The organism is Mesorhizobium sp. M0571, assembly GCF_040320985.1.
In the GTDB taxonomy this organism is placed as follows: Bacteria; Pseudomonadota; Alphaproteobacteria; order Rhizobiales; family Rhizobiaceae; genus Mesorhizobium.
In genome coordinates, this window is sequence record NZ_JAMYQT010000016.1 from 60,627 (window position 1) to 83,898 (window position 23,272).

The 23,272-nt window shown below is 62.2% G+C and carries 29 protein-coding genes; 14 read left to right on the plus strand and 15 right to left on the minus strand.

Annotation, left to right across the window (positions count from 1 at the left end; translation table 11 throughout):
• Window positions 1-13: 13 nt before the first annotated feature.
• Window positions 14-793, plus strand: a complete 780-nt coding sequence (locus NKI85_RS19810; RefSeq protein WP_352777646.1) for a PhzF family phenazine biosynthesis protein — start codon at window positions 14-16, stop codon at window positions 791-793.
• A 201-nt stretch (window positions 794-994) separates the two neighbouring features.
• Here the strand turns inward: NKI85_RS19810 and NKI85_RS19815 are convergent, their stop codons facing one another.
• Together NKI85_RS19815 and NKI85_RS19820 are read right to left on the minus strand one after the other, a co-directional pair.
• The gene (locus NKI85_RS19815) at window positions 995-1,621 is read right to left on the minus strand and encodes a glutathione S-transferase family protein (RefSeq protein WP_352777545.1); all 627 of its coding nucleotides are present in this window, start codon (window positions 1,619-1,621) and stop codon (window positions 995-997) included.
• A gap of 11 nt (window positions 1,622-1,632) precedes the next feature.
• Entirely contained in the window at window positions 1,633-2,844 is a 1,212-nt protein-coding gene (locus NKI85_RS19820) for an NADP-dependent isocitrate dehydrogenase (protein WP_352526658.1), read from the minus strand.
• A 206-nt stretch (window positions 2,845-3,050) separates the two neighbouring features.
• Here NKI85_RS19820 and NKI85_RS19825 point away from each other — a divergent pair, with 206 nt between their 5' ends.
• From NKI85_RS19825 to NKI85_RS19840, 4 genes are all read left to right on the plus strand, one after another.
• Window positions 3,051-3,917 carry an RNA methyltransferase gene (locus NKI85_RS19825; RefSeq protein WP_352777547.1) on the plus strand — a complete coding sequence of 289 codons (867 nt, stop codon included), beginning with the start codon at window positions 3,051-3,053 and terminating at the stop codon, window positions 3,915-3,917.
• A 79-nt stretch (window positions 3,918-3,996) separates the two neighbouring features.
• Window positions 3,997-4,641, plus strand: a complete 645-nt coding sequence (locus NKI85_RS19830) for a DUF805 domain-containing protein (protein ID WP_352777549.1) — start codon at window positions 3,997-3,999, stop codon at window positions 4,639-4,641.
• Window positions 4,642-4,781: 140 nt separating this feature from the next.
• Window positions 4,782-5,654, plus strand: a complete 873-nt coding sequence (gene murI, locus NKI85_RS19835) for a glutamate racemase (RefSeq protein WP_352526653.1) — start codon at window positions 4,782-4,784, stop codon at window positions 5,652-5,654.
• A gap of 18 nt (window positions 5,655-5,672) precedes the next feature.
• Window positions 5,673-5,861, plus strand: a complete 189-nt coding sequence (locus NKI85_RS19840) for a DUF3008 family protein (RefSeq protein WP_352526651.1) — start codon at window positions 5,673-5,675, stop codon at window positions 5,859-5,861.
• A 92-nt stretch (window positions 5,862-5,953) separates the two neighbouring features.
• Here the strand turns inward: NKI85_RS19840 and NKI85_RS19845 are convergent, their stop codons facing one another.
• Complete coding sequence (locus tag NKI85_RS19845) at window positions 5,954-6,160, minus strand: hypothetical protein (RefSeq protein ID WP_352526649.1); 207 nt, start codon at window positions 6,158-6,160, stop codon at window positions 5,954-5,956.
• 379 nt (window positions 6,161-6,539) lie between these two features.
• Here NKI85_RS19845 and rpsD point away from each other — a divergent pair, with 379 nt between their 5' ends.
• From rpsD to NKI85_RS37930, 4 genes are all read left to right on the plus strand, one after another.
• Window positions 6,540-7,157 (plus strand): 30S ribosomal protein S4, encoded by a 618-nt coding sequence (gene rpsD, locus NKI85_RS19850; protein WP_352457789.1) that lies wholly within the window; start codon window positions 6,540-6,542, stop codon window positions 7,155-7,157.
• A gap of 151 nt (window positions 7,158-7,308) precedes the next feature.
• Window positions 7,309-8,196 (plus strand): tRNA 2-thiocytidine(32) synthetase TtcA, encoded by an 888-nt coding sequence (gene ttcA / locus NKI85_RS19855; RefSeq protein ID WP_352526647.1) that lies wholly within the window; start codon window positions 7,309-7,311, stop codon window positions 8,194-8,196.
• The gene (locus NKI85_RS19860) at window positions 8,186-9,013 is read left to right on the plus strand and encodes an inositol monophosphatase family protein (protein ID WP_352526645.1); all 828 of its coding nucleotides are present in this window, start codon (window positions 8,186-8,188) and stop codon (window positions 9,011-9,013) included. The genes ttcA and NKI85_RS19860 overlap by 11 nt, the downstream gene beginning before the upstream one ends.
• A 22-nt stretch (window positions 9,014-9,035) precedes the next feature.
• Window positions 9,036-9,443, plus strand: a complete 408-nt coding sequence (locus NKI85_RS37930) for a UCP034077 family protein (protein ID WP_352526643.1) — start codon at window positions 9,036-9,038, stop codon at window positions 9,441-9,443.
• A gap of 15 nt (window positions 9,444-9,458) precedes the next feature.
• Here NKI85_RS37930 and NKI85_RS19870 read toward each other — a convergent pair whose 3' ends face one another.
• Together NKI85_RS19870 and grxD are read right to left on the minus strand one after the other, a co-directional pair.
• Complete coding sequence (locus NKI85_RS19870) at window positions 9,459-10,703, minus strand: multidrug effflux MFS transporter (RefSeq protein WP_502896012.1); 1,245 nt, start codon at window positions 10,701-10,703, stop codon at window positions 9,459-9,461.
• 162 nt (window positions 10,704-10,865) lie between these two features.
• The gene (grxD, locus tag NKI85_RS19875) at window positions 10,866-11,201 is read right to left on the minus strand and encodes a Grx4 family monothiol glutaredoxin (protein WP_352526641.1); all 336 of its coding nucleotides are present in this window, start codon (window positions 11,199-11,201) and stop codon (window positions 10,866-10,868) included.
• A gap of 123 nt (window positions 11,202-11,324) precedes the next feature.
• Between grxD and NKI85_RS19880 the strand changes: the two genes are divergently transcribed.
• On the plus strand, window positions 11,325-12,170 hold the full coding sequence (locus NKI85_RS19880) for a phosphodiester glycosidase family protein (protein WP_352777555.1): 846 nt from the start codon (window positions 11,325-11,327) through the stop codon (window positions 12,168-12,170).
• 12 nt (window positions 12,171-12,182) lie between these two features.
• Here NKI85_RS19880 and NKI85_RS19885 read toward each other — a convergent pair whose 3' ends face one another.
• The 3 genes from NKI85_RS19885 to NKI85_RS19895 all read right to left on the minus strand — a co-directional run bounded on the left by NKI85_RS19885 (window position 12,183) and on the right by NKI85_RS19895 (window position 16,317).
• Window positions 12,183-12,416, minus strand: a complete 234-nt coding sequence (locus tag NKI85_RS19885) for a BolA/IbaG family iron-sulfur metabolism protein (protein WP_023798252.1) — start codon at window positions 12,414-12,416, stop codon at window positions 12,183-12,185.
• A gap of 101 nt (window positions 12,417-12,517) precedes the next feature.
• On the minus strand, window positions 12,518-14,755 hold the full coding sequence (purL, locus tag NKI85_RS19890; RefSeq protein ID WP_352526669.1) for a phosphoribosylformylglycinamidine synthase subunit PurL: 2,238 nt from the start codon (window positions 14,753-14,755) through the stop codon (window positions 12,518-12,520).
• 149 nt (window positions 14,756-14,904) lie between these two features.
• Entirely contained in the window at window positions 14,905-16,317 is a 1,413-nt protein-coding gene (locus tag NKI85_RS19895) for an aminotransferase-like domain-containing protein (protein WP_352526638.1), read from the minus strand.
• Window positions 16,318-16,410: 93 nt separating this feature from the next.
• On the opposite strand from NKI85_RS19895, the gene NKI85_RS19900 reads away from it, so the two are divergent.
• Complete coding sequence (locus NKI85_RS19900) at window positions 16,411-16,662, plus strand: DUF1127 domain-containing protein (protein WP_352526637.1); 252 nt, start codon at window positions 16,411-16,413, stop codon at window positions 16,660-16,662.
• A gap of 168 nt (window positions 16,663-16,830) precedes the next feature.
• The gene (locus tag NKI85_RS19905) at window positions 16,831-17,133 is read left to right on the plus strand and encodes a type II toxin-antitoxin system prevent-host-death family antitoxin (protein WP_352526636.1); all 303 of its coding nucleotides are present in this window, start codon (window positions 16,831-16,833) and stop codon (window positions 17,131-17,133) included.
• 423 nt (window positions 17,134-17,556) lie between these two features.
• Here the strand turns inward: NKI85_RS19905 and NKI85_RS19910 are convergent, their stop codons facing one another.
• Genes NKI85_RS19910 through purC form a run of 6 tightly spaced genes read right to left on the minus strand, consistent with a single transcriptional unit; the run spans window position 17,557 to window position 21,063 of the window.
• Complete coding sequence (locus NKI85_RS19910; protein ID WP_352526634.1) at window positions 17,557-18,201, minus strand: Pr6Pr family membrane protein; 645 nt, start codon at window positions 18,199-18,201, stop codon at window positions 17,557-17,559.
• Window positions 18,202-18,205: 4 nt separating this feature from the next.
• Entirely contained in the window at window positions 18,206-18,616 is a 411-nt protein-coding gene (locus NKI85_RS19915; protein WP_352777560.1) for a hypothetical protein, read from the minus strand.
• A gap of 2 nt (window positions 18,617-18,618) precedes the next feature.
• The gene (locus tag NKI85_RS19920) at window positions 18,619-19,284 is read right to left on the minus strand and encodes a glutathione S-transferase family protein (RefSeq protein WP_352526632.1); all 666 of its coding nucleotides are present in this window, start codon (window positions 19,282-19,284) and stop codon (window positions 18,619-18,621) included.
• 31 nt (window positions 19,285-19,315) lie between these two features.
• Entirely contained in the window at window positions 19,316-19,984 is a 669-nt protein-coding gene (purQ, locus tag NKI85_RS19925; RefSeq protein WP_352526630.1) for a phosphoribosylformylglycinamidine synthase subunit PurQ, read from the minus strand.
• Window position 19,985: 1 nt separating this feature from the next.
• Complete coding sequence (gene purS, locus NKI85_RS19930; protein WP_352526668.1) at window positions 19,986-20,228, minus strand: phosphoribosylformylglycinamidine synthase subunit PurS; 243 nt, start codon at window positions 20,226-20,228, stop codon at window positions 19,986-19,988.
• Window positions 20,229-20,268: 40 nt separating this feature from the next.
• Window positions 20,269-21,063 carry a phosphoribosylaminoimidazolesuccinocarboxamide synthase gene (gene purC / locus NKI85_RS19935; RefSeq protein WP_023674725.1) on the minus strand — a complete coding sequence of 265 codons (795 nt, stop codon included), beginning with the start codon at window positions 21,061-21,063 and terminating at the stop codon, window positions 20,269-20,271.
• A 268-nt stretch (window positions 21,064-21,331) separates the two neighbouring features.
• Between purC and NKI85_RS19940 the strand changes: the two genes are divergently transcribed.
• Both NKI85_RS19940 and NKI85_RS19945 read left to right on the plus strand, forming a co-directional pair.
• Entirely contained in the window at window positions 21,332-21,652 is a 321-nt protein-coding gene (locus NKI85_RS19940) for a DUF1476 domain-containing protein (protein ID WP_023674726.1), read from the plus strand.
• A 120-nt stretch (window positions 21,653-21,772) separates the two neighbouring features.
• Window positions 21,773-22,546: an HpcH/HpaI aldolase family protein gene (locus NKI85_RS19945; RefSeq protein ID WP_352526628.1), complete on the plus strand. Its 774-nt coding sequence runs from the start codon at window positions 21,773-21,775 to the stop codon at window positions 22,544-22,546.
• On the opposite strand, the gene NKI85_RS19950 is transcribed toward NKI85_RS19945, so the two are convergent.
• Window positions 22,543-23,091, minus strand: coding sequence for an RBBP9/YdeN family alpha/beta hydrolase (locus NKI85_RS19950; RefSeq protein WP_352526667.1), 549 nt, complete (start codon window positions 23,089-23,091; stop codon window positions 22,543-22,545). The genes NKI85_RS19945 and NKI85_RS19950 overlap by 4 nt on opposite strands.
• Window positions 23,092-23,272: the final 181 nt, after the last annotated feature.

Genomic DNA, 23,272 nt, shown 5'->3' on the forward strand with positions numbered 1-23,272 from the left:
GCCGACGCTGACGATGTATCAGGTCGACGCCTTTGCCGAACGGGCCTTCCAGGGCAACCCTGCTGCCGTTCTCGTTCTGGAGAACTGGCTGTCGGACGATGTAATGCAGGCCATCGCCAACGAGAACAATCTGGCCGAAACCGCGTTTGTGCAGCCGAATGGCAAAGGTTGGGATTTGCGCTGGTTCGCGCCGGTGCATGAAGTCGACTTCTGTGGCCATGCCACTATTGCGGCCGCCCACGTGCTGGCTGCGGAACACAATGTTGAGGGCGAAATTGCCTTCGCCACCCGCGTAGGCGAGTTGCGGGTTTCCCGGCGGGAAGGAGCCTATCAGCTCGATCTACCGTGTTTTCCGCCGCAGCCCGTCGGGGATGAGTTGCTGCCGGCGCTGCAACAGATATTTCCTCTGCAGCCGGTTGCGGGCTTCCGCAATTTCGAGAACCTGTTTGTCGAGCTAGCCGACGAGACATCCATACGATCTTTCGTTCCCGATCTGCTCAGGATCGGAGGTTTTCATCCTCTCGGCCTGGTCATTACGGCGCCTGGGCAGGCCCATGATTTCGTTTCGCGTTATTTCGTGCCCGGAGCTGGCATTCCCGAGGACCCGGTGACTGGCTCCATTCATGCGACATTGGTGCCGTACTGGGCTGAAAAGCTCGGCAAGGCGCATCTGTCGGCATTCCAATGCTCGCAACGCGGCGGGCACTTGCTATGCGAGCTGGCCGGAGATCGTGTGCTGATCACAGGTCGTGCGAAGACCTTCATGAAGGCGGAAATCTACCTTCCCGAATGAGCGGCCTGGCTCGGGTTCGTCGCCCCCACGAAGTGGGGGAGAGGTGGCCGCGAAGCGGCCGGAGAGGGGGCCCTGCGCAACCAAAAGACGTTCGAGGAGGGGTGCCGATTTCTCCTCTCCGTCTCGGCTTCGCCGAGCCACCTCTCCCCGCGAGCGGGGCGAGGAACCCAAGTCCTGCCACGTTGCGTGCCTCGCAACGGGTCATTCAGCCTTTTCGGTCTTCGCAAAACTCGCGCGCGCCGCGATGCGCGCATACCAATCTTGGATGTCCGGAAACTCCGCCAGCAGGCTTCGTCCCTCGGCGACCTTGATGAAATAGCCGATGATTGGAGCCGCATGCAGGTCTGCCAGCGTCAGGTCCGTCCCCAATAGCCATGGCCCTTCGGCTTTCAGCGAAGAGAGCGCCTGCAGCGCGGTTCTCGCCTGCCGCAACCCGTTGGCGATCACGACCTCATTGGGGGATGTTTTCTCCAGCCGCTCGACGGCGACATCCCAGACGATCGCCCTGTAGGCGTAGGCGTCGAGCATACCGGCGATCTGGTTCATGCGGGCTCGAGGCCGGGCTTCGCCCGGTTGCAGCGGCGGGCCGTCAAAGGCTTCATCGACATAACGAGCAATGGCGCCGGTCTCGTAGAGGCGAAAGCCGTCATGCTCGAAGGCTGGGATGCGGCCGAACGGCTGGTGCTCGAAATACCAGCCGGGAATGCCGTCCGCGGCAAAGACATCGACGGGCACCAGCTCGTAGCCGACGCCCTTTTCCTCCAGCACCAGCCGGACGATGCGCACATAGACGCTGTAATCCGCGCCGTAGACGACGGGCTTGCCCATGTCGGAGGAGCTCAGGCCATCGCCTTCTGCAAATTCTCGTCGATCTTGTCGAGGAAGCCGGTGGTCGAAAGCCATGGCTGGTCGGGGCCGATCAGCAGCGACAGATCCTTGGTCATGAAGCCGGACTCGACCGTCTGGATGCAGACCTTTTCCAGCGTCTCGGCAAAGCGCTTCAGTTCGGCGTTGTCGTCGAGCTTGGCGCGGTGCGCGAGGCCGCGCGTCCAGGCAAAGATCGAGGCGATCGAATTGGTCGAGGTCTCCTCGCCCTTCTGGTGCTGGCGATAGTGGCGGGTGACGGTGCCGTGCGCGGCCTCCGCCTCGACGGTCTTGCCGTCCGGCGTCATCAGCACCGAAGTCATCAGGCCGAGCGAGCCGAAGCCTTGCGCCACCGTATCGGACTGAACGTCGCCGTCATAGTTCTTGCAGGCCCAGACATAGCCGCCCGACCATTTCAGGCTGGAGGCCACCATGTCGTCGATCAGCCGGTGCTCGTACCAGAGCTTCTTCGCCTTGAATTCGGCTTCGAACTCCGCCTCGTAGACCTCCTGGAAGATGTCCTTGAAGCGGCCGTCATAGGCCTTGAGGATGGTGTTCTTGGTCGACAGATAGACCGGATAGTTGCGCAGCAGGCCGTAATTCAGCGAGGCGCGGGCGAATTCACGGATCGACTCGTCGAGATTGTACATGGCCATGGCGACGCCGGCGCCGGGTGCGTCGAAGACGTCGTGCTCGATCACCTGACCGTCCTCGCCGACGAACTTGATCGTCAGCTTGCCCTTGCCGGGAAAGCGGAAGTCGGTGGCGCGGTACTGGTCGCCGAAGGCGTGGCGGCCGACGATGATCGGTTTGGTCCAGCCGGGCACCAGCCGCGGCACGTTCTTCATGATGATCGGCTCGCGAAAGATGGTGCCACCGAGGATGTTGCGGATGGTGCCGTTCGGCGACTTCCACATCTTCTTCAGCTTGAATTCCTCGACGCGCTGCTCGTCGGGCGTAATCGTCGCGCATTTCACGCCGACGCCGTATTTCTTGATGGCATTGGCCGAATCGATGGTCACCTGGTCGTTGGTGGCGTCGCGGTGCTCGATGCCGAGGTCGTAGTAATCGAGCTTGAGGTCGAGATAAGGATGGATCAGCTTGTCCTTGATGAACTGCCAGATGATGCGGGTCATCTCGTCGCCGTCGAGTTCGACGACCGGGTTCGCCACCTTGATCTTCGCCATGGAAAGAATGCCTCGCTTTTGGGGAACGGAACGGCCTTGCCCGCACGGCTGCCGGCCCTGGGATGCGGCCCGTATATCAAAGGCTTTTTGGCCGCGCAAACGGTGAACCGCGCCGTAGTGCCGGCATTCTTTGCGAAAGCTTCATTTTCGCCGCCAAATGTGGCAGGGGACTGCGAAATGCCGCAAACAGCAGTTCATTGACAGCCATGACCGCCACCCAGGATCCCGACAACCCTCGTGCCTCCGGAACTGCTGCGTCCGGACCGGCGATCATCCTGGTCGAGCCGCAGCTCGGCGAGAATATCGGCATGGTTGCGCGCGCCATGGCCAATTTCGGCCTTGCCGAGCTGCGCCTCGTCAACCCGCGCGACGGCTGGCCGAGCGAGAAGGCGCGTGCCGCCGCAAGCCGCGCCGACCACGTCATCGACGCCGTCAAGGTGTTCGACGACCTGGCCTCGGCGGTTGCCGATTTGAACTTCGTCTTCGCCACCACGGCGCGCGCGCGCGACAATTTCAAGCCGGTGCGCGGGCCGGTCGAGGCGGGCAGGGCGCTGCGCGCGCGGCAGCGGGCCGGCCAGCGCACCGGCATCCTGTTCGGCCGCGAGCGCTTCGGCCTCTATAATGACGAGGTCGGCCTTGCCGACGAGCTCGTCACCTTCCCCGTCGATCCAGCCTTCTCCTCGCTCAACATCGCCCAGGCGGCCCTGCTGATGTCCTATGAATGGATGAAGTCCGGCCTGGAAGACGAGACCAGGACCAACTTCTCCGGCCCCGAAATGCCGCCGGCTACCAAGGAAGAATTGCACGGCCTGTTTGCGTATCTGGAAGGTGCACTCGAGGCGCGCGGCTATTTCCGCCCGGCACCGAAGAAGCCGAAGATGGTCGACAATTTGCGCGCAGTGCTGACCCGCGCAGGCTTTGCCGAGCCGGAGCTCAAAGTGCTGCGTGGTATAATATCATCGCTGGACAGGTTCTCGCCGGCCATGCCGCGCGGCGACGGATCGCCCGGCGACGATCCAAGGCGGCTCCCGGCAGCCGCGGCACGCGCCGGCAAGGCGAAGGACAAAGACTAGCCTTCGAGTTATCCATATCTCACCAGTAACCGAATGTTATTTGATGTGATCCATTGTCGGGAAAACGATGGATCCTCGGATGTTTAGCTCGGATATCGGTCGTCCTCGCTTTTTCTTCTATTCCGCTGCCTTGCTGGTTGCGGAAATCGTGACCTTTGTGCTATGCGTCGTGCTGACCATCGGCATCGAGGGTTTGGCGAATTCGAAGCCCGGACCTTCCAGGGAAGGGCTGGCCGCGGCCGTTCTCGTCGCCTCGCTGGTGATCGTTCTGTTCCGCGCGAATTTCGCTTGGCGTCGAAGCCGCGACGCGCAAGGGTCGGGTTGGATCCTTTGGTCGTATATCGTGTTCTCGACCCTGTTTGCCATTCTGCAGGCCGGCACTGTTCTTGTCGTAAAATTCGACGGCGACGAGTCGCATTCCGGCCTTAACATGCTGGGACTCGCTCTTGTCGGACTGTGGGCGGTCATCTTGGCGGCCAAGCCGGCGGGCGGCGGCTCTGCGGATATGGCGTCATCCCTGAGCTTCGACGATTTCGACCCGCCCGGGCCGCTGCGCGGCCGCGGGGCGCCCCATTCAGAGTCAGCCGCCGGCATGACGGCCCAGGCTCCGGCCTACGCCATGCGGGCCGCACAGGTGCCGTCGAACCACCCTGCATCTCAACCTGCATCTCTGGCAAACGGCCGGCCGCGGCCCGGCGGCTTCGGCAAGCGGGGCCTTGTGTGACCGTCTCGCCGCATCAAGGCCATGATGGTTCCAGATAGAAGCGGCCGGGATAAAGCATCATTGGCCGAAGCAAAAAGCATGGGCCGAGCCTTCTCTCGTGATCTCGTTTGTGATTCCCAGCCCTTAGTGACTCAATGACAATGACCAGTCCATCGAGCGCCCGTCCGATCCTGATGTTCGATTCCGGCATTGGCGGCCTCACCGTGCTGCGTGAGGCGCGCGTCCTGATGCCTGACCGCCGCTTCATCTATGTCGCCGACGACGCGGCGTTCCCCTTCGGCGCCTGGGAGGAACCGGCGCTGAGAACACATATCCTGGAGTTGTTCGCCAGGCTGCTCGACCGGTTCACGCCGGCCATTTCGGTCATCGCCTGCAACACTGCCTCGACGCTGGTCATCGAAGCGTTGCGCGAGAGATTTCCCGGCCACCCTTTCGTCGGCACCGTGCCGGCCATCAAGCCGGCGGCGGAACGCACGCGCTCCGGCCTGGTTTCGGTGCTGGCTACGCCCGGCACCGTCAAGCGCCAGTACACGCGCGACCTGATCAGCAAATGGGCGCAGAAATGCCATGTCCGCCTGGTCGGCAGCGACAGGCTGGCCGGATTGGCCGAAGCCTATATGCGCGACGGTTTTGTCGACGAGGATGCCGTGCGCGCCGAGATCGCGCCGTGCTTCGTCGAGCATGACGGGTTGCGCACCGACATCGTCGTGCTTGCCTGCACCCATTATCCTTTTTTGGCCAACCGCATGCGCAAGACAGCACCTTGGCCGGTCGACTGGCTCGACCCGGCCGAGGCGATCGCACGCCGCGCGCTGTCGCTGCTCGCGGATAGCGAGGCCCGTTATCGCAGAGAGGCACTGCCGGAAGGCGCCGATTTTGCCGTCTTCACCTCGAACGGGGCCGATTTTCCGACGCGCCGGCTGATGCAGGGATTTGGCCTGGGGTATCCTGACCCCAGGCACTTTGGTGCTCCGGGAACATCAGCCCAGGGCGATGCGTTCTTTTCTCATTGAGGAACAGGAGAAACGATCATGCCAGCCACCTCGAAAGCCCAGCAGAAAGCCGCCGGCGCAGCACTGTCCGCTAAGCGCGGCGAGACCAAGAAGGGCGAGCTCAAAGGCGCGTCGAAGGGAATGTATAAATCCATGAGCGAAAAACAGCTCGAGGAATTCGCCGAGACCAAGCGCAAGGGCCTGCCGGAAAAGAAGTCGAAACACTGACCAACAGATCAATTCTGGCGGCGGATGCCGTTCAATAAAAGGGCCCGCGGCTGAACCGCGGGCCCTGAACCCTCAACTGGCGAGGGCGAGAATTACCAGCCCCAACCGCAGCGCCGCACCTTGTAGCGGATGACCTTGCGATGACCGTGCCGCCACACCACCTTCTTCTTGACCACGATGCGGCAGACCTGGTGATGCCTGTGCCCGTGCCAATGCCGGGCCTGCGCCGGCTCGGGCGCGACGGCCATCGTGCCGGCCATCACCGCAGCTCCTACCAACGTAAGGAAGAACTTCTTCATGCGAATTCCAGCTCCTCTGACTTCAGTCCCTTCCTGATGCCGCTAGCGCAACCTCCCGCCACATCCGGCACGTTCTACAACCGCAACACTATCCGGTTCGGCGATTCGCGCCAGCCGGAAGCTTGACAGCGGTTAAATCTCCGTTTAACCAGCCCCCCAACACCGGGCGCAACGCCCGGTGGTTTTCTTTATGTGTGCGAGACGTTTGGGAAGCCGGTTTTACTTTCCTTATGTCTTGTTTGAAATGACGTGTCCCGTGGGTTTTCCGTCGCGTTGCGTGGAAAACCCTGTCAGGTCTCGAAAACGGAGGCCAGAGGAGGGCGCGTTTCCTTCACCCGGACCATAAGGTTCCGGGTGCGTTGTTTTGAAAGGGAATGCGATGAGCAAGCGCGAATCCGCGAAGTACAAGATCGACCGCCGTCTCGGCGAAAACATCTGGGGCCGCCCGAAATCCCCGGTCAACAAGCGTGAATACGGTCCCGGCCAGCATGGTCAGCGCCGCAAAGGCAAGCTTTCCGATTTCGGCCTGCAGCTGCGCGCCAAGCAGAAGCTGAAGGGCCACTATGGCGACGTTTCGGAAAAGCAGTTCCGCAAGGTCTACGAAGAGGCGGACCGCCGCAAGGGCGACACCTCGGAGAACCTGATCGGCCTGCTCGAATCGCGCCTCGACGCAGTCGTCTACCGCGCCAAGTTCGTGCCGACCATCTTTGCGGCGCGCCAGTTCGTCAATCACGGCCACGTCAACGTCAACGGCAAGCGCGTCAATATCGGCTCGTACCGCTGCAAGCCGGGTGACGTTGTCGAAGTACGCGAGAAGTCGAAGCAGCTGGTCATCGTGCTGGAATCGGTGGGCCTGGCCGAGCGCGACGTGCCCGATTACATCGAGGCCGACCACAACAAGATGACCGCGGCCTTCACGCGCATCCCTGGCCTGGCGGACGTTCCGTTCGCCGTGCAGATGGAACCGAATCTGGTCGTCGAATTCTATTCGCGCTGATCGGCGCGTTCGTCGCGATACAACCGAAGGCCGCCCGTCGAGGCGGCCTTTTCTTTTTCCCTTCTTTCCGCGGCGTGATTCCGAAATCGATTTCGATTTTCGGTCCGATGCGCTACTGCGAGCGGCAACAGGACTTTAGGGCCGACCCGCCGTGAACATGCAACCAGACGCCGAAACACTCGAACCGGTCGCCGATGCCGAAGGCGGCTTTCATCCTCTGTTTGCCGATGTGCCGTCCTCCGTCGAGTTCAACAAGCTGCGCAAGCGGCTGTTGCGGCTTGCCCGCCAGGCGATCGACGATTTCTCCATGGTGAGGCCCGGTGACCGTTGGCTGGTCGCTCTGTCGGGCGGCAAGGATTCCTACGGCCTGCTTGCCGTGCTGCTCGATCTCAAATGGCGCGGGCTGCTGCCGGTCGAGCTGTTGGCCTGCAATCTCGACCAGGGCCAGCCGAACTTTCCCAAGCACATATTGCCCGACTATCTCGACAGCCATGCCATTCCGCATCGCATCGAATATCAGGACACCTATTCGGTGGTCACCGACAAGCTGGCCGAAGGCAGCACCTATTGTTCGCTGTGCTCGCGGCTGCGGCGCGGCCATCTCTATCGCATCGCCCGCGAGGAGGGCTGCTCGGCGCTGGTGCTCGGCCATCATCGCGAGGACATACTGGAAACCTTCTTCATGAACCTGTTCCATGGCGGACGTCTCGCCGCCATGCCGCCGAAACTGCTCAATGACGAAGGCGACGTCATGGTGCTGCGGCCGCTCGCCTATTGCGCGGAAGCCGATCTCGAAAAATTCGCCGGTGCCATGGAATTCCCGATTATTCCGTGCGATCTGTGCGGCAGCCAGGAAGGCCTCCAGCGCAACGCCATGAAAGCGATGCTCCACGACATCGAGAAGCGCATGCCCGGCCGCAAGGACACCATGATCCGTGCCATGGCCAATGTGCGGCGCTCGCATCTGCTCGACAGGACGCTGTTCGATTTCGCCGCCCTCAACGAAACCCTCACCACCAGGCGTCCCGATGACATTTGACGACAGCGCGATCGACTGGCTTGCCGAGCTTCTGTCGGACGCCGCCGTCGCCGAGATCATGCCGCGCTTTCGCCGGTTGAGCGAGGGCGACGTCCGTCGCAAGACCTCGGCCGCCGACCTTGTGACCGAGGCCGACGTCAATGCCGAGCGGCTGATCACCGCCAGGCTGCTTCAGCGTTATCCCCAGGCGATGATCGTCGGCGAGGAGGCCTGCTCCGATGACCCGACGCTGCTCGACGGTCTCGGCGATGCCGACCTGGCCTTCGTCGTCGACCCCGTCGACGGCACCTTCAACTTCGCCTCCGGCGTGCCGCTGTTCGGCGTTATGCTGGGCGTCGTGGTCAAGGGCGAGACCGTCGCCGGCATTATCCACGATCCCGTCGGCAAGGACTGGTTGGTCGGCGTTCGCGGCGCCGGCAGCCATATCCGCCATGCGCATGGCGATCTGGAAAAGGTCCATGTCGCCAAACCGGCGCCGATATCGGAAATGACTGGCGCGGTCTCGTGGCACTATCTACCCGAGCCGGACCGCTCACGCCTGGCGCGCAATCAGACGAAGTCGCTGTCGCAGTTCAACTATCGCTGCGCAGCCCACGAATACCGCCTGCTGGCCAGCGGCCACGGCCATTTCGTCGTCTATAACAAGCTGATGCCCTGGGATCATCTAGCCGGTGTGCTGATCCATGCCGAAGCCGGCGGCTATGCCGCGCGCTTTGACGGCAGCACCTATCTGCCATCGCATGTCGGAGGTGGCCTGCTGGTCGCGCCGGACGCGGAAAGCTGGCGGGAACTGCGCCGCGAACTCTGGGCGGAATAGGCTCAAGGCCGGAGACCTCCGAATGAAATCTCGGTTCGCGATTGTCGCAGCGGCCCTTGTTATTGCCGCGGTTGCCGGTTCCGACGGAGCAGGAGCGCAAGAACGCACCTGTCGCAGTCCCGATCCCGTCGACACCATAAAGGAAATGTCCGAGGCAATCTTTGCCTGTTGGGAGCCGCCGCCAGGGACTGCAGGCATGTCCTTGACGTTGCGGTTCTCGCTTCGCCGAGACGGCACGCTCATCGGCAAACCTCGCGCGACTTACTCCGATCTGGCTGCAGATGAAAGGCTCAATCGGGCGTTCGTGGCTTCCATCCTCAAGGCTCTCGACAAGGCGTTGCCATTGCCCTTTTCCGAAAGCATGGGTGGAGCAATCGCAGGGCGTATGCTTGCCCCTCGCTTCACGGCAACCTCTGAAGGCAAATCCTAAAGCGCGGCGCGTGCATCAAACGGGCGGGTTGTGCGGCTGGAACAGCCTGCCGCGCTCGGCTAGGAGGATCATCAGCAGCGCCGCCACCGACACGCTGCAGAACCCGGCGGCCAGCGGCGTCACCGTGCCGTTGAAGGCCTGGCCGATCAGCGTTCCGAGCAGGCCGCCGAGAAATGTCTGCATGAATCCCAGGATCGATGAGGCCGTGCCCGCCAGTCGACCGAGCGGCTCCATGGCGAGGGCGTTGAAGTTCGCGCCGAGCGCGCCGAACGGGACCATGGCGCAGGCGAAGAAAGTAATGAAGAGCCAGAGCGGCATCTTCATTTCGATGGAAACGACCAGCCAGGCAAGGCTGATGGCCAGAAACAGCAGCAGCGCGCTTTGCGACAGCCGGCGCATGCCGATGCGGCCGACGAGGCGCGAGTTGAGGTAGTTCGAAAAAGCGAGCACGCCCGCAACCCCCGCGAAGATGACCGGGAACATCTCGCCGACATTGAACACGCTGACATAGATCTGCTGGGCCGAGGCGATGAAGCCGAACATGGCCCCGAAGATGAAGGTGCTGGCGAACGCATAGCAAAGCGCGATGCGGTTGGTCAGCACGATACGGAAACCGCCGATGATGGAGGACACTGTCAGCGGCCGGCGATATTCGGGGTGCAGCGTTTCGGGCAGGCGCAGCAGCGACCAGGCGGACACGACCAGCGCGCCGGCCGCCATAGTGAGGAAGATCACATGCCAGGTCGCAAACAGCATGATGAACTGGCCGATGCCAGGCGCCACCACCGGAATGGCCATGAACACCATGAAGATCAAGGACATGACTTCGGCCATGCGCCTTCCGTCGAACGTATCGCGCACGATCGAGACGGCAATCACGCGCGTCGCCGCCGCGCCGATGCCTTGCACCGCCCGGCATAGTAGCAGCGTGGCGAATGACGGGGCGATTGCCGCAGCACCCGCCGCCGCGACATAGATCACCAGCCCGGCGACAAGCGGAGCGCGGCGCCCGAAGCGGTCCGAGACAGGTCCGAAGAACAACTGTCCGCCGCCAAAGCCAAGGATGTAGGCGGTGATCACATATTGCCGGTGGTTTTCATTTTCGACGCCCAGCGAGGCGCCGATCTGCTGCAGCGCCGGCAACATGATGTCGATGGCCAGCGAATTGAGTGCCATTAGCGCCGCGCACAGCGCAATAAATTCCCAGCGCGGAATAGGCAAGGTGCTTGCCTTTTGCTGGGCTTCCGCTTGCTGATCCACGGCCAGTCCGATCTTCAAACGAAAATGCGCCGGCGCGCCGACGCATCCATTCGTTCATTGCCCCGATATCGGGCAGAACTTTTTGCCGAGGTGGGGCTGCCCCGGCGCTTAGCGTATGGTCCCGAAAATCGCAGTCGATCTTCGGAGGATCATACGCAGAAGTCAGGCGGCGCCTTTGACGCCGACGCCCTTTTCGACGAGGAAGGTCTGCAATTCGCCCGCCTGGAACATCTCGCGGATGATGTCGCAGCCGCCGACGAATTCGCCCTTGACGTAGAGCTGCGGGATGGTCGGCCAGTTGGAATAGTCCTTGATGCCTTGCCGTAGCTCGGCCGACGTCAGCACGTCGACACCCTTATAGTCGGCGCCGATATAGTCGAGGATCTGCACGACCTGACCGGAAAATCCGCATTGCGGAAAACCGGGCGTGCCCTTCATGAAGAGAACGACGTCGTTGCCCTTCACTTCATTGTCGATGTAGTCGTTGATGCCGCTCATGGAATACCCTTTCATGCCTGTGGGAGTCAGGCTCGAACACTACCCTTCAAATAAACCCATGGGTTGCGCGAAACAAGATGTTTGCCGCCGTGCCATGCAAATGGCGCAAAGGAACGTCTGATCTTGGGCCAAGCCGTAGGCCACCATCTTTCCCGAGGCGTGATGAAAGGACGATATCTCGCCGGGTTCCTCCTCGCCGTTCTGCTCGCCGCGTTGGCCTTGATTTGGTGGGCCAAGTCGTCGAGACAGCCACCCCTCATCGTCGGCGGTGAATTGCCGGCGCCGTGCCGCGACGCGAGCTTCGAGGCGGTCGCCTACGTCGTCTGCGAGATCGATCTGCGCAGCTATGACATCGGTGTGTTCCAATCCGGCGCGGACGGCAAGGCTTTCGGCTCGCTGGAAAAATTCGACAAGGCGATGGCCGATCAGGGCCGGCCGGTGTTGCTCGCCATGAACGCCGGCATGTATCACCAAGACCTGACCCCAGTCGGCCTTCTCGTCGAATACGGCCAGGAGAAGGCGCCGCTCAACCTCGCCGACAGCGAAGGCAATTTCTTCCTGAAACCGAACGGCGTGTTCCTGGTTCGGAAGGACGGCAAGACGGCGATCATGGAGACAAGCGCCTATGCCGCTGCCAGGCCGGACGTGATGTTCGCCACGCAATCCGGCCCGATGCTGGTGATCGACGGCCGGCTTCATCCTCGCTTCGAGCAGAACGGCACGTCGCGTTATATCCGCAATGGCGTCGGCGTGCGTGACGATAACACTGTCGTGCTGGCGATCTCACGCTCTGAAGTCAGCCTCGGCAGCTTCGCACGGCTGTTTCGAGATGCGCTCGACTGCCGCAACGCGCTTTTCTTCGACGGGGTGGTTTCGGCGCTGTCGAACGGCGAGAGAATGATCGTCGGTGGAAGCTATCTGGCGGGGCCGATCATTGCCGTCACCGGCAAGAAGCTCGCGACCCAGTAACTTGGAAACTGTTCACTCAGGCACGCTGGTCTGCAGGGCCAGCGCGTGCAGTACGCCGCCCATATTGCCCTTCAGCGCGTCATAGACCATCTGGTGCTGCTGGACGCGGCTTTTGCCGCGAAAGCTTTCCGCCACCACCTCGGCTGCATAATGGTCGCCGTCGCCGGCCAGGTCGCGAATCGTCACCTTGGCGTCCGGAATGCCTTCCTTGATCAGCCGTTCGATGTCATGCGCGTCCATTGCCATGCAGTGTTTCCTTGTCTAGCCCGTGATCTCATAAATAGGCTCGAAATGGCAGAGAGACCACATCCGAATGCAAGCTAGATCCGGCGCCATTTCGATCATCTTTATGGGTCCACGACCTCGTTTGCCATGAAGCGAGGGAACCAGGATTCGTGGGCGGCGGTCAATTCGCTGACCGGTATTGCACGCGCCTCGCCGAGTTTCAATTCGCTGCCGCCGGTCGAGCCGATCCATGGTGCGAAGATGCCGAGCTTGCTTTGCTGTTGGCGAATGGCGTCCCACGCCTCGCTCTGCGGGTCGATCGACAGCGTCAGCAGATAGCGGCCCTGATCCTCGCCGAACAAGACCGGGATCGGATCTGCACCGATCAGGCCGGGAATGGTCGCGCCGATGCCGGAGGCCATCGCCATCTCGGCAAGCGCCACCGCGATGCCACCATCGGAAACGTCATGCGCCGCGGTAACGACACCGGAGGCGATCAGCGCCCGCACATGGTCGCCGACGCACTTCTCGTGATCGAGATCGACCGGCGGCGGCGGGCCCTCGGCGCGGCCATGGATGTCGCGCATATAGACCGATTGGCCAAGATGCGTTCCCCACATGGTCGGCGCGCCGACCAGCACGATCATCTGGCCTTCGGCGGCAAAGCCGATCCGGACCATTTTCGACCAGTCGGCAATCAGCCCGACGCCGCCGATGGTCGGTGTCGGCAGGATGCCTTGTCCGTTGGTCTCATTGTAGAGCGAGACGTTGCCCGAGACGATCGGGAAGCCGAGCGCCCTGCAAGCGTCGCCGATGCCTTTCACAGCGCCGACCAATTGGCCCATGATCTCGGGCCGTTCCGGATTGCCGAAATTGAGATTGTCGGTGGCGGCGAGCGGTAGTGCGCCGGTGGCGGTAAGATTGCGCCAGCATTCGGCGACCGCCTGCTTACCGCCCTCGTAAGGGTCGGCCTCGCAATAACGCGGCGTCACGTCGGAGGAGAAGGCGAGCGCCTTGGTGGGATGACCGTCGACGCGCACGACGCCGGCATCGCCGCCGGGAAGCTGCAACGAATTGCCCTGGATCAACGTGTCGTACTGCTCCCATACCCAGCGGCGCGAGGAGAGGTCCGGTCCGCCCAGCAGCTTGAGCAGTGCCTCGGCCACGTCGGCTTGCGGTGCATTGCCAGCCAGTGGCGCCGGCTTCTTCGGCTCGACCCAGGGACGGTCATATTCCGGCGCCTGGTCGCCGAGATCCTTGATCGGCAGATTGGCGACTTCGTCGCCCTGGTGCAGGACGCGAAAGCGCAGATCGTCGGTGGTCTTGCCGACGATGGCAAAGTCGAGGCCCCATTTGTGGAAGATGGCCTCGGCCTGTTTTTCCTTCTCGGGGCGCAGCACCATCAGCATGCGCTCCTGGCTCTCCGACAGCATCATCTCATAGGCGCTCATGCGCTCTTCGCGCACCGGCACCTTGTCGAGATCGAGCTCGATGCCGAGGTCGCCTTTGGCGCCCATTTCGACCGCCGAGCAAGTGAGGCCAGCGGCACCCATGTCCTGGATGGCGATGACGGCGCCGGACGCCATCAGTTCGAGGCAGGCTTCGAGCAGGCATTTTTCGGTGAAGGGATCGCCAACCTGGACCGTCGGCCGCTTCTCGTCGATCTTGTCGTCGAATTCGGCCGAGGCCATGGTGGCGCCGCCGACGCCGTCGCGGCCGGTCTTGGCGCCGAGATAGACGACCGGCAGGCCGACGCCCTTGGCTTCCGACAGGAAGATCGCATCGGTCTTGGCGAGCCCAGCGGCAAAGGCGTTGACTAGAATGTTGCCATTGTAGCGGGCCTCGAAGTTGACCTCGCCGCCGACCGTCGGCACGCCGAAGGAATTGCCATAGCCGCCAACGCCGGAAACCACTCCGGCAACGAGGTGCCTGGTTTTGGGATGGTCCGGCGCCCCGAAGCGCAGCGCGTTCATCGCCGCGATCGGCCGCGCGCCCATGGTGAAGACATCGCGCAGGATGCCGCCGACGCCGGTCGCCGCTCCCTGATATGGCTCGATATAGGAGGGGTGGTTATGGCTCTCCATCTTGAAGACGACGCAGTCGCCGTCGCCGATGTCGACCACGCCGGCATTCTCGCCCGGGCCCTGGATGACTTGCGGCCCGGTGGTCGGCAGCGTGCGCAGCCACTTCTTTGAGGATTTATAGGAACAATGCTCGTTCCACATCGCGGAAAAAATACCGAGTTCGGTAAAGCTCGGTTCGCGCCCGACCAGGTCGAGGATGCGCTGGTACTCGTCGGGCTTCAGCCCGTGCGCGGCAATGAGTTCCGGAGTGATCGGCACGGAATTGGAAATGGTCATGGTCGGCAATTTATGTCCCTGGGATCGAGTCCCGTCTTATCGCAAGCTTTGCGGCCGATACACCCCGTCGGATAACTAAAACGACGGAAAGCAACAGCTGACCGCCAGTAGCGAAAGATCGCCACTCGACTCGCCGGTTTCAAGCCGGTTCAGGAAAAGCTGTCGTAGCCGGCGCGGCCTTCGTCCAGAAGCCGCCGGATCACCGCGACGCCCTGCGCAATATCTTCCCGCTGCCGCGGTTGCGAGATGCCAAACCGCACGCCGTGAAAGGCCTGGTCGGAACGCCCCGCCTTGAACTCGTCCTCGTCATCGATAAGCACGCCATGTTCGAGGCAGGCCTGTTTGAAAGTGCCGGAAAGCCATGGGTCGGGCAAAGTGAGCCAGACGAAGGGCACATTATCCAGCGCCTTGAAGTCGAAGCCGTCGAGTGTCTCGCGCACGATCGCGATGCGCGCGTGGATCTCGGCAATGCTGCGCTTGCGCATCTCGGCGGCCTGACCGGACAGCACCAGCCGGCTGCCCACCTCTGCCAGCAGAAAGGGCAAGCCGCCCGTCATCATCTTGTGGGCAACCCGGATGCGGTGACGATAGGCCGGCGGGCAAGCGAGCCAACCGCCGCGAACACCCGCCGCGACCGATTTCGACAGGCCGCCGGCAACGATGGTCCGTTCGGGAGCATATTCGGCCAATAAGGGCGTCGGGTCGTCAGTCAGTCCGCCATAGAGATCGTCCTCGATCAGGACGACATTATAGTGACGGGCGACACGCGCGATTGCCTCGCGGCGCGGTGCCGACAGCGTTGTCAGCGTCGGGTTCTTGGCCGTTGGCATCAAAAACATCATCTTCGGGTGCTTTTGCGCACAGACGCGCTCGAAATCCTGGGGATCGATGCCCTCGTCGTCCGCCACCACCAGTGCGGTCCGGCGACCGATCAGGCCGGCGCTGCGGGAAATCTGCGAATAGGTGAGGTGCTCGAAGACGACATAGTCGCCGGGGGAGGTGAGCCCCGCAATGGTTGCCATCACCGCGGCGTGGGTGCCGAGCGTCGGAACGATGGCGTCCGCGGCCGGGCGAAACGAATTGCGCGCCAGCCAGCGCCTGCCGGCTTCGAACCAGCGGTCCGGGAAATCACGCGTGTAGCTTGAAATCTCATGCGGATGGTCTTGCGCCGTGCGTGTCAATACATCGGCGACGATGGCACCCTGGCCGACATCCGGTGCGGCGGTGCTATCGAAGCGCAGCTTGTCGCCGGGCGCATCCATATAGCGCGTGCCTTGTTCGACCGGCCCCAGGAAATCCGGCTTTGCGCTCTCCGACTGCTGAGCGAGAACATAGGTTCCGCGGCCGACCTCGCCGCTGACCAATCCCCGCTCGCGCAGCAATTGATAGGCCCTGCCAACCGTGCCGACGGTCGTGCCGATGTCGTATGCCAGATCGCGCTGCGGCGGCAGCTTTGCTCCTGCACCGATCAGGCCGCGGTCGATGTCCGTCTCGATGGAATCGGCAAGCCGCTGATAGAGCGGGCCAGTGCCGGCGGTAAGGTCTGGAAGCCAAGTTGTCATGGTGACAATTTTTTATATTGCACCGAAATGAGAGTCAATACATATGAAGCGGGCTGTACAAAAGGGCACAATTGCAATCTTGGCAGAAAGAAAATGGCTACAATAGAGACAATCCGCTCCGCTGGGGCTGAATTGCAGGTGCAGGTGGCGCGCCCGTCAGGCAGGCCAACCTATGTCAGCCGGCTGGTGCGTACGCTCAGATCCTTCGCGAGGTGGATCGACGGGCTAATGGATCGCCGGCGCAGCCGGCTGGTCCTGCTCGAGATGAGTGACGACCAGCTCAAGGACATCGGTATCTCGCGTTGCGATGCCCATCGTGAGGGGCTGAGGCCGTTCTGGGACTGAGAGAGCCGCCGGATGCTCCGTCTCGAACGTCGCGTGTCATATCGGCGGGGTAGACGAGAGCGTCAATATCGACATCGGACACCAAAGCGATCTTCTTCATCACTGAGATACCATCCTCCTTCGTGCCCTCACAGCATTCGCTCGCGACGTCTCCAGTGAATAGGGGTATTGCTGAAAACAGCTAATTCCCTTATTTTCGGGACGACGAAGGAGATGACCGTGGCAAGTTTCACCCTCACAGATCTCGGCAACAAATCCGGCGAGGTTGTTGAGGCCGCGTTCCGCGGTCCTGTTGACATCACCAAGCGCGGCAAGCGCAAGTTTGTTCTCCTGACGGCAGAGCAGTTCGACCGCATCACCAGTCGCAGCGCGCAACGGGCACACCGGGTCGAGGATCTGTCGGCCGAGGAACGCGACAAGCTTCTAACCGGCCTCGACGCAGTCGCGCGAGACGATGTCCGGGATGACTGAACCCGGCCACGGACAGATCATTCTCTATTCCTATTTGTGGGCAAGGGAATATGACCGGGGCGAGGAAAGCGGACGCAAGGCGCGGCCGACTTGCGTTATGCTGATCGTTGCCGGCAAGAATGGCCGCAAGCAGGCCCTGCTCTTTCCAATCACGAGCCAGCCGCCACGACCTGGCGCGCACTATGTGTCGAGATTCCTGAGACCGAGGCCCGCCGCGCCACCCTCTTTACCCCAGCCTGGGTTATCGTCGAAAATTCAACACCGATGATCTCGCGACGAGCTGGGCGCTCGAAGATGCCAAGCCGCTCGGCCAATTCACGCGCAAGTTCATGTCACGGATCGCTGGCGAAGCTGCTGCGGCGATCCGTGCAGGCGCCGCGCGAACCGTGCCAAGACGCTAAAGGCTGCCGCGGCGGGAGAGCATCATCGCGGATGGACGCGCGCCGCCCTGATCCGCGCGACGCCGTGGTCAACAAGCACCGCCACAATACACAGCACGAGAAAAAGCCCCGTGATGGCCACAGCCGAGACGGCGACGCTGACCGCTCCATTCTTGACATCGAGGAACGGGTAAGGCACTTCGCCGGCAATCGGCGCCCGCAGCAATGCGTAGGCCAGATAGGCGACCGGATAGATCATCCACCAGGAGATGTCGCGCCACCGCGTCGAGCCGTCGGCGCCCGCCACAAGCCACCACAGCACGAACAGCACCGGCGTCACATAGTGGAGGAGAACGTCGCAGAGCAGGAACAACCCTTGCGGCTGCCAAAGTTGCGCCAAGACCGTCGCATAAACGATGAAGACCAGCGTTATGGCGGCCGCTACGGCCGCCCGCATCCGAGGCCCGGCAAACGCTGGAAACCAGGCATAGCCCGTCGATGACAGCAACGAGGCATGGACGAGCACGGCGCCGATATTGGTCAGGATGGTGAAAAAGCTGAAATAAAAGACGAGCGAACCGACAAAACTGCGGCCGGCTTCCATCGAGGCCGGGACCGTGATGAAAAGCTGCAGGACGAGTCCGGCAAGGCCAATGACCAGACCGGCGATCTGCAGCAAGCGGGCCATGGCGCTACGCCGCCGCACCGCAGGCCGGATTGCCCGCCTGCCAGCGGGCGATGTCCGAGCTTATGCGCGCACCGAGCGGTTCCGCCATCAGCGGGCCGAACACGTCGACGCGGCTCGAATTGCCTTGCGCCTGCACGACCAGCAACGGCTTTCCGCCATAATGTTTGGCCGGTACCAAGAGGAAGCGCGGCGTACCGCTGAACGAATTCAGCTCGTTGGCCATCTGATAAGATTTGAAGGCAGGGTCCTTGCTGGCGATCCAGCATTTGTGGGCGGCGATTGCCACCTGTTCCATGGCAAGCAGCGACGCGCTCTTGCCCGCCGGCGCCGGCGTGTTCTTCGGGCTCGACTGACAGGAGGCGAGTACAAGCCCGGCGGCAGTGGCGAGAGCGAGGCGGGCGATCCTCGGGCTCATGCTCAAGCGGCGCCCATCTCGAGTTCCGACAAAAAGATCTTCAGACCGTCTGTCATCTCACCCCAGACGCGCGACAGCGCCGGATGCTGCAAGGCGATTTGCTCATAGGCATCGAATTTCGAATAGGTGTCGAGCAGGTCGGGGCGGCCGATCGTGGCCCGGAAATTGTTGAAGATGAAGCGGGTCGGCGTCAGCCAGGCATCGGCGAATGAGATGTCGTCTCCGAGCGCGAAGGGGCCGTGCGCCATGCGCGCCTCGATTGCCGCAAGCCCGTGATGCAGCCGGTCGAACTGCGCCTTGATCTCCGCCTCGTTGCGCTGCGGCACGAAATAGAGCTCGAACAGCTTCATCGTCGGGGCGAGCACGTCGAGGTCGGTGATGCGGGCGAACATGCGCACCAGCGCCCGGTCCTTCGAATCCTCGGGCAGCAGCGCCGGCTCCGGAAATCGCTCCTCCAGATATTCGGCAATGACCACCGATTCGACGATCGTTTCGCCCGAGCCGGTGATCAGCACCGGAATCCGGTTGAGCGGCGAGATGGCACGAAATGCCTCGGGGACTGGAAATCCGGGTGGCGGCGCAATGATCTTGAGCGGCACGTTCTTGATGTAGGCCAGCGCCCGCACGATCGACGAATAGGGCGACAACGGCCGCGAATAGAGTTTCATGACCGTCGCTCCAGGAGGAAAATGGAAGGCATCAAGCGGCGATGCCCAGCGCGCTTTCGAACAGCGCCCGGCCGTCGCTGCCGCCATGTGCCGCTTCGATCAGGTTTTCGGGATGCGGCATCAGGCCGAGCACGTTGCCCCGCCCGTTGACGATGCCGGCAATGTCGTTGATCGAGCCGTTGGGATTGGTGCCTTCGGCATAACGGAACACCACCTGGCCTTCGCCTTCGAGGCGGGCCAGCGTTTCGGCATCGGCAAAATAATTGCCGTCATGATGCGCCACCGGCGCGCGGATGATCTGGCCCGGCTGGTAGCGGCGGGTGAACATCGTGTTGGCGTTGGCGATCTGCAGCTTCACCTGGCGACAGACGAATTTCAGCGAGGTGTTTCGCATCAATGCGCCCGGCAGCAGGCCGGCCTCGACCAGTATCTGGAAGCCGTTGCAGACGCCAATGACCGTGACGCCCTTGGCAGCCTTTTCGGCTACAGCCCGCATCACCGGCATGCGCGCGGCAATGGCGCCGCAGCGGAGATAATCGCCGAACGAAAAGCCGCCGGGAATGGTGATCAGGTCGACATCGGGGATTTCGGTGTCGGTCTGCCAGACGGTGACCGGCGGCGTGCCGGAAATGTTGGTCAGCGCCGCGATCATGTCGCGGTCGCGATTGAGGCCGGGGAGAAGGACGACGGCTGATTTCACCTCAGGCGATCTCCACCGCGTAATTCTCAATCACCGTATTCGCCAGAAGCTTGTCGCACATGGCTTTCAGATCCGCCTCGGCCTTGGCCTTGTCGCCCTCGGCAAGCTCGATATCAAAAACCTTGCCTTGCCGTACCTGGCCGACGCCGCCGAAACCCATTCCGGACAGCGCATGCTCGATTGCCTTGCCTTGTGGGTCGAGCACGCCGTTCTTGAGGGTTACGGTAATGCGGGCCTTGATCACGCTGGACATGCTCCTGTTCACCTGTTGAGCTGGCAAGCCATCAATGTGGCTTGCCTTTGACGCCGTCGGTCGATGCGACGAGCACCGGTCCGGCCGGGCGCGGCGGCTCGTTCTCGTTCATGATGCCGAGGCGGCGGGCAACTTCCTGATAGGCTTCGACCAGCCCACCCATGTCACGGCGGAAACGATCCTTGTCGAGCTTATCCTGTGTCGCCACGTCCCACAGCCGGCAGGAATCCGGCGAGATCTCGTCGGCAACGACGATGCGCATCATGTCGCCTTCGAACAGGCGGCCGCATTCGATCTTGAAATCGACGAGCTGGATGCCGACACCCATGAACAGGCCGGAAAGGAAGTCGTTGACGCGGATGGCCAGCGCCATGACGTCATCGATCTCCTGCGGGCTCGCCCAGCCGAAGGCGGTGATGTGCTCTTCCGAGACCATCGGATCGTCGAGCGCATCGGCCTTGTAATAGAATTCGATGATCGAGCGCGGCAGCACGGTGCCTTCCTCGATGCCGAGGCGCTTGGCCAGCGAGCCGGCGGCGACGTTGCGCACCACCACTTCGAGGGGGATGATCTCGACTTCCTTGATCAGCTGCTCGCGCATGTTGAGCCGGCGGATGAAGTGGGTCGGAATGCCCATCCGGTTGAGATGGTTGAAGATGTGCTCGGAAATGCGGTTGTTGAGCACGCCTTTGCCATCGACGATTTCGTGTTTCTTCTTGTTGAAGGCGGTGGCGTCGTCCTTGAAGAACTGGATCAGCGTGCCAGGCTCCGGTCCCTCATAGAGGATCTTGGCCTTGCCTTCATAAATGCGGCGGCGATTTTTCATCTGATTTTTCTCTGGATTTGCGGGCAGGCGGCAAGCGACCAGTTCCTGTCCGTCTGCCTAAAATAAGATGGCGACGGTGGGGTTCAATGCCGGTGTCTATCCCAATCGCACTGATTGCTCAATCGGCAATCCTTTCAATCAACCGCTTTCGGGACCGAAATGCCGCAGCGCAGCAAGCAATGTAGTATATTGACCGGCCGACGGCCTTTTGGTTTGTGCTCCGGCAACACATATTGACCCAACGAATCGGATTTCACCGGAGGATGCCATGAGCAGCATGAAAGACCGCGAAGAGGGCTTTGAGCGCAAATTCGCATTCGACGAGGAACTTCGGTTCAAGGCTGCGGCACGCCGCAATAGAGCGCTCGGCCTGTGGGCTGCCGAAAAGCTCGGCAAGTCCGGCGCCGATGCCGACGCCTATGCCAGGGAAGTGGTCGTCAGCGACATCGAGGAAGCCGGCGATCACGACGTTTTCCGTAAGATACGCAAGGATTTCGATGCAGCCGGCATCGACCAGTCTGACCATCAGATCCGCCGCACCATGGATGAATTGATGGCGCAGGCGATCGAGCAGATCAAGAACACCTGATCCTTCCACCGATACCGATCGAATGCTGGACCAATCGACCGCCCGGCCTAACCGGGCGGTTTTTCTTTGCCTTTGCAGCCGTTTCCGGCTGAATTGCTGTAACCAAAGAGGAAGCCGCCGATGTCCCTGAAGTCACGCCTTGCGGCCGACGAAACGCTGTTCAGCGCATGGTCCGGCGTGCCGGATGCCCTGACGGTCGAGATACTGGCCAGGCAAGGGTTCGACGCGGTTACGCTCGACATGCAGCACGGAGGCCACCACGAGGACAGCGTGCTGCGCGGGCTTATGCCGGTGCTGGCCGCCAACAAGCCGGCTTTGGTGCGCATTCCGGTCGGCCGCTTCGACATGGCCAGCCGCGCGCTCGACTTCGGCGCCGAGGCGGTGATTGCGCCGATGGTGAATTCAGCGGCGGACGCAAAGTTGTTTGCCGCCGCCATGAAATACCCGCCGCTCGGCGAGCGCTCCTGGGGCCCGACCTATGCCTTTCCGCGCCACGGCAAGGGCGACTATGCCGACTGGCTGCGCGACAGCAACCAGCGCACCATGGCGTTCGCCATGGTCGAAACGCGCGCCGCGCTTGATGCACTCGACGGCATCCTCGATACGCCGGGCATTGACGGCATCTTCCTCGGCCCGTCGGATTTCTCGATCGCCTGGTCGAAGGGCACCACCGTCAGTTCGACGCTGGAGAGCATGATGGAGACCGTTGCGTCAGTGGCCGAGCGGACACGCAAAGCCGGCAAGCATGCAGCGATCTATGTGATGGAACCCGCAATCGCCGGCCGCGTGGTGTCGATGGGCTACCGGCTGCTGGCGATGGGCTCCGAGCATTCGCTGATTTCGCTCGGGGCAAAGACCCTGCTGACGAGCGTCAGAGATTCGATCGGTTCCTAGAGATCCGTCAGGAATTTCGCGAACGTCATGGTGCCTTCGGGCCAGGGGCCAAAACCGGAATCCGCGTTGAGATGGCCGGCATCGCCGGCGTCGATGAACCGCGAGCCCCAGGCTGCGGCAATGTCCTCGGCGATGCCAAAGGCGCAGAACGGGTCGTTGCGGCTGGCGATCACCACCGAGGGAAACGGCAGTGGGTCGCGCGGATAGGGGCCGAAGGTCATCAGGTGCCTCGGCTTTATCTTGGGATTGGCGACATCGGGCGGCGCCACGAAAAAAGCGCCGGCGACCGGCCGCTCGAACCGAGGCAACGCCTGGATGACCGCGGCGACGCCGAGCGAGTGAGCGACGATGACGACCGGCCGCTCAGCCTCGTTGACCGCCTTGGCGACACCTGCCGTCCAGTCCTCCCGCACCGGTTTCGACCATTCCGCCTGTTCGACGCGGCGCGCCGTCGACAGTTTCGACTGCCAGCGGCTCTGCCAATGATCGGGGCCGGAATTGGTGTAGCCCGGCACGATGAGAATATCTGCTTCCTTGACTTTCATGGCGCGCATGTAGCGAGCGGCGCTGTCGGGTGCAACCGGGTATGAGCCCAACCGGCGATATGCAAACGGCTTCTGACGGGCTCGGCTTTGCTCATAATAGTGAACACCATGTTCGCTTCTTGCGCTCTTGTGTGAACGATCGCGATCTACGATCTGTCGGCAGGAAAGAAACCGCCGCGCA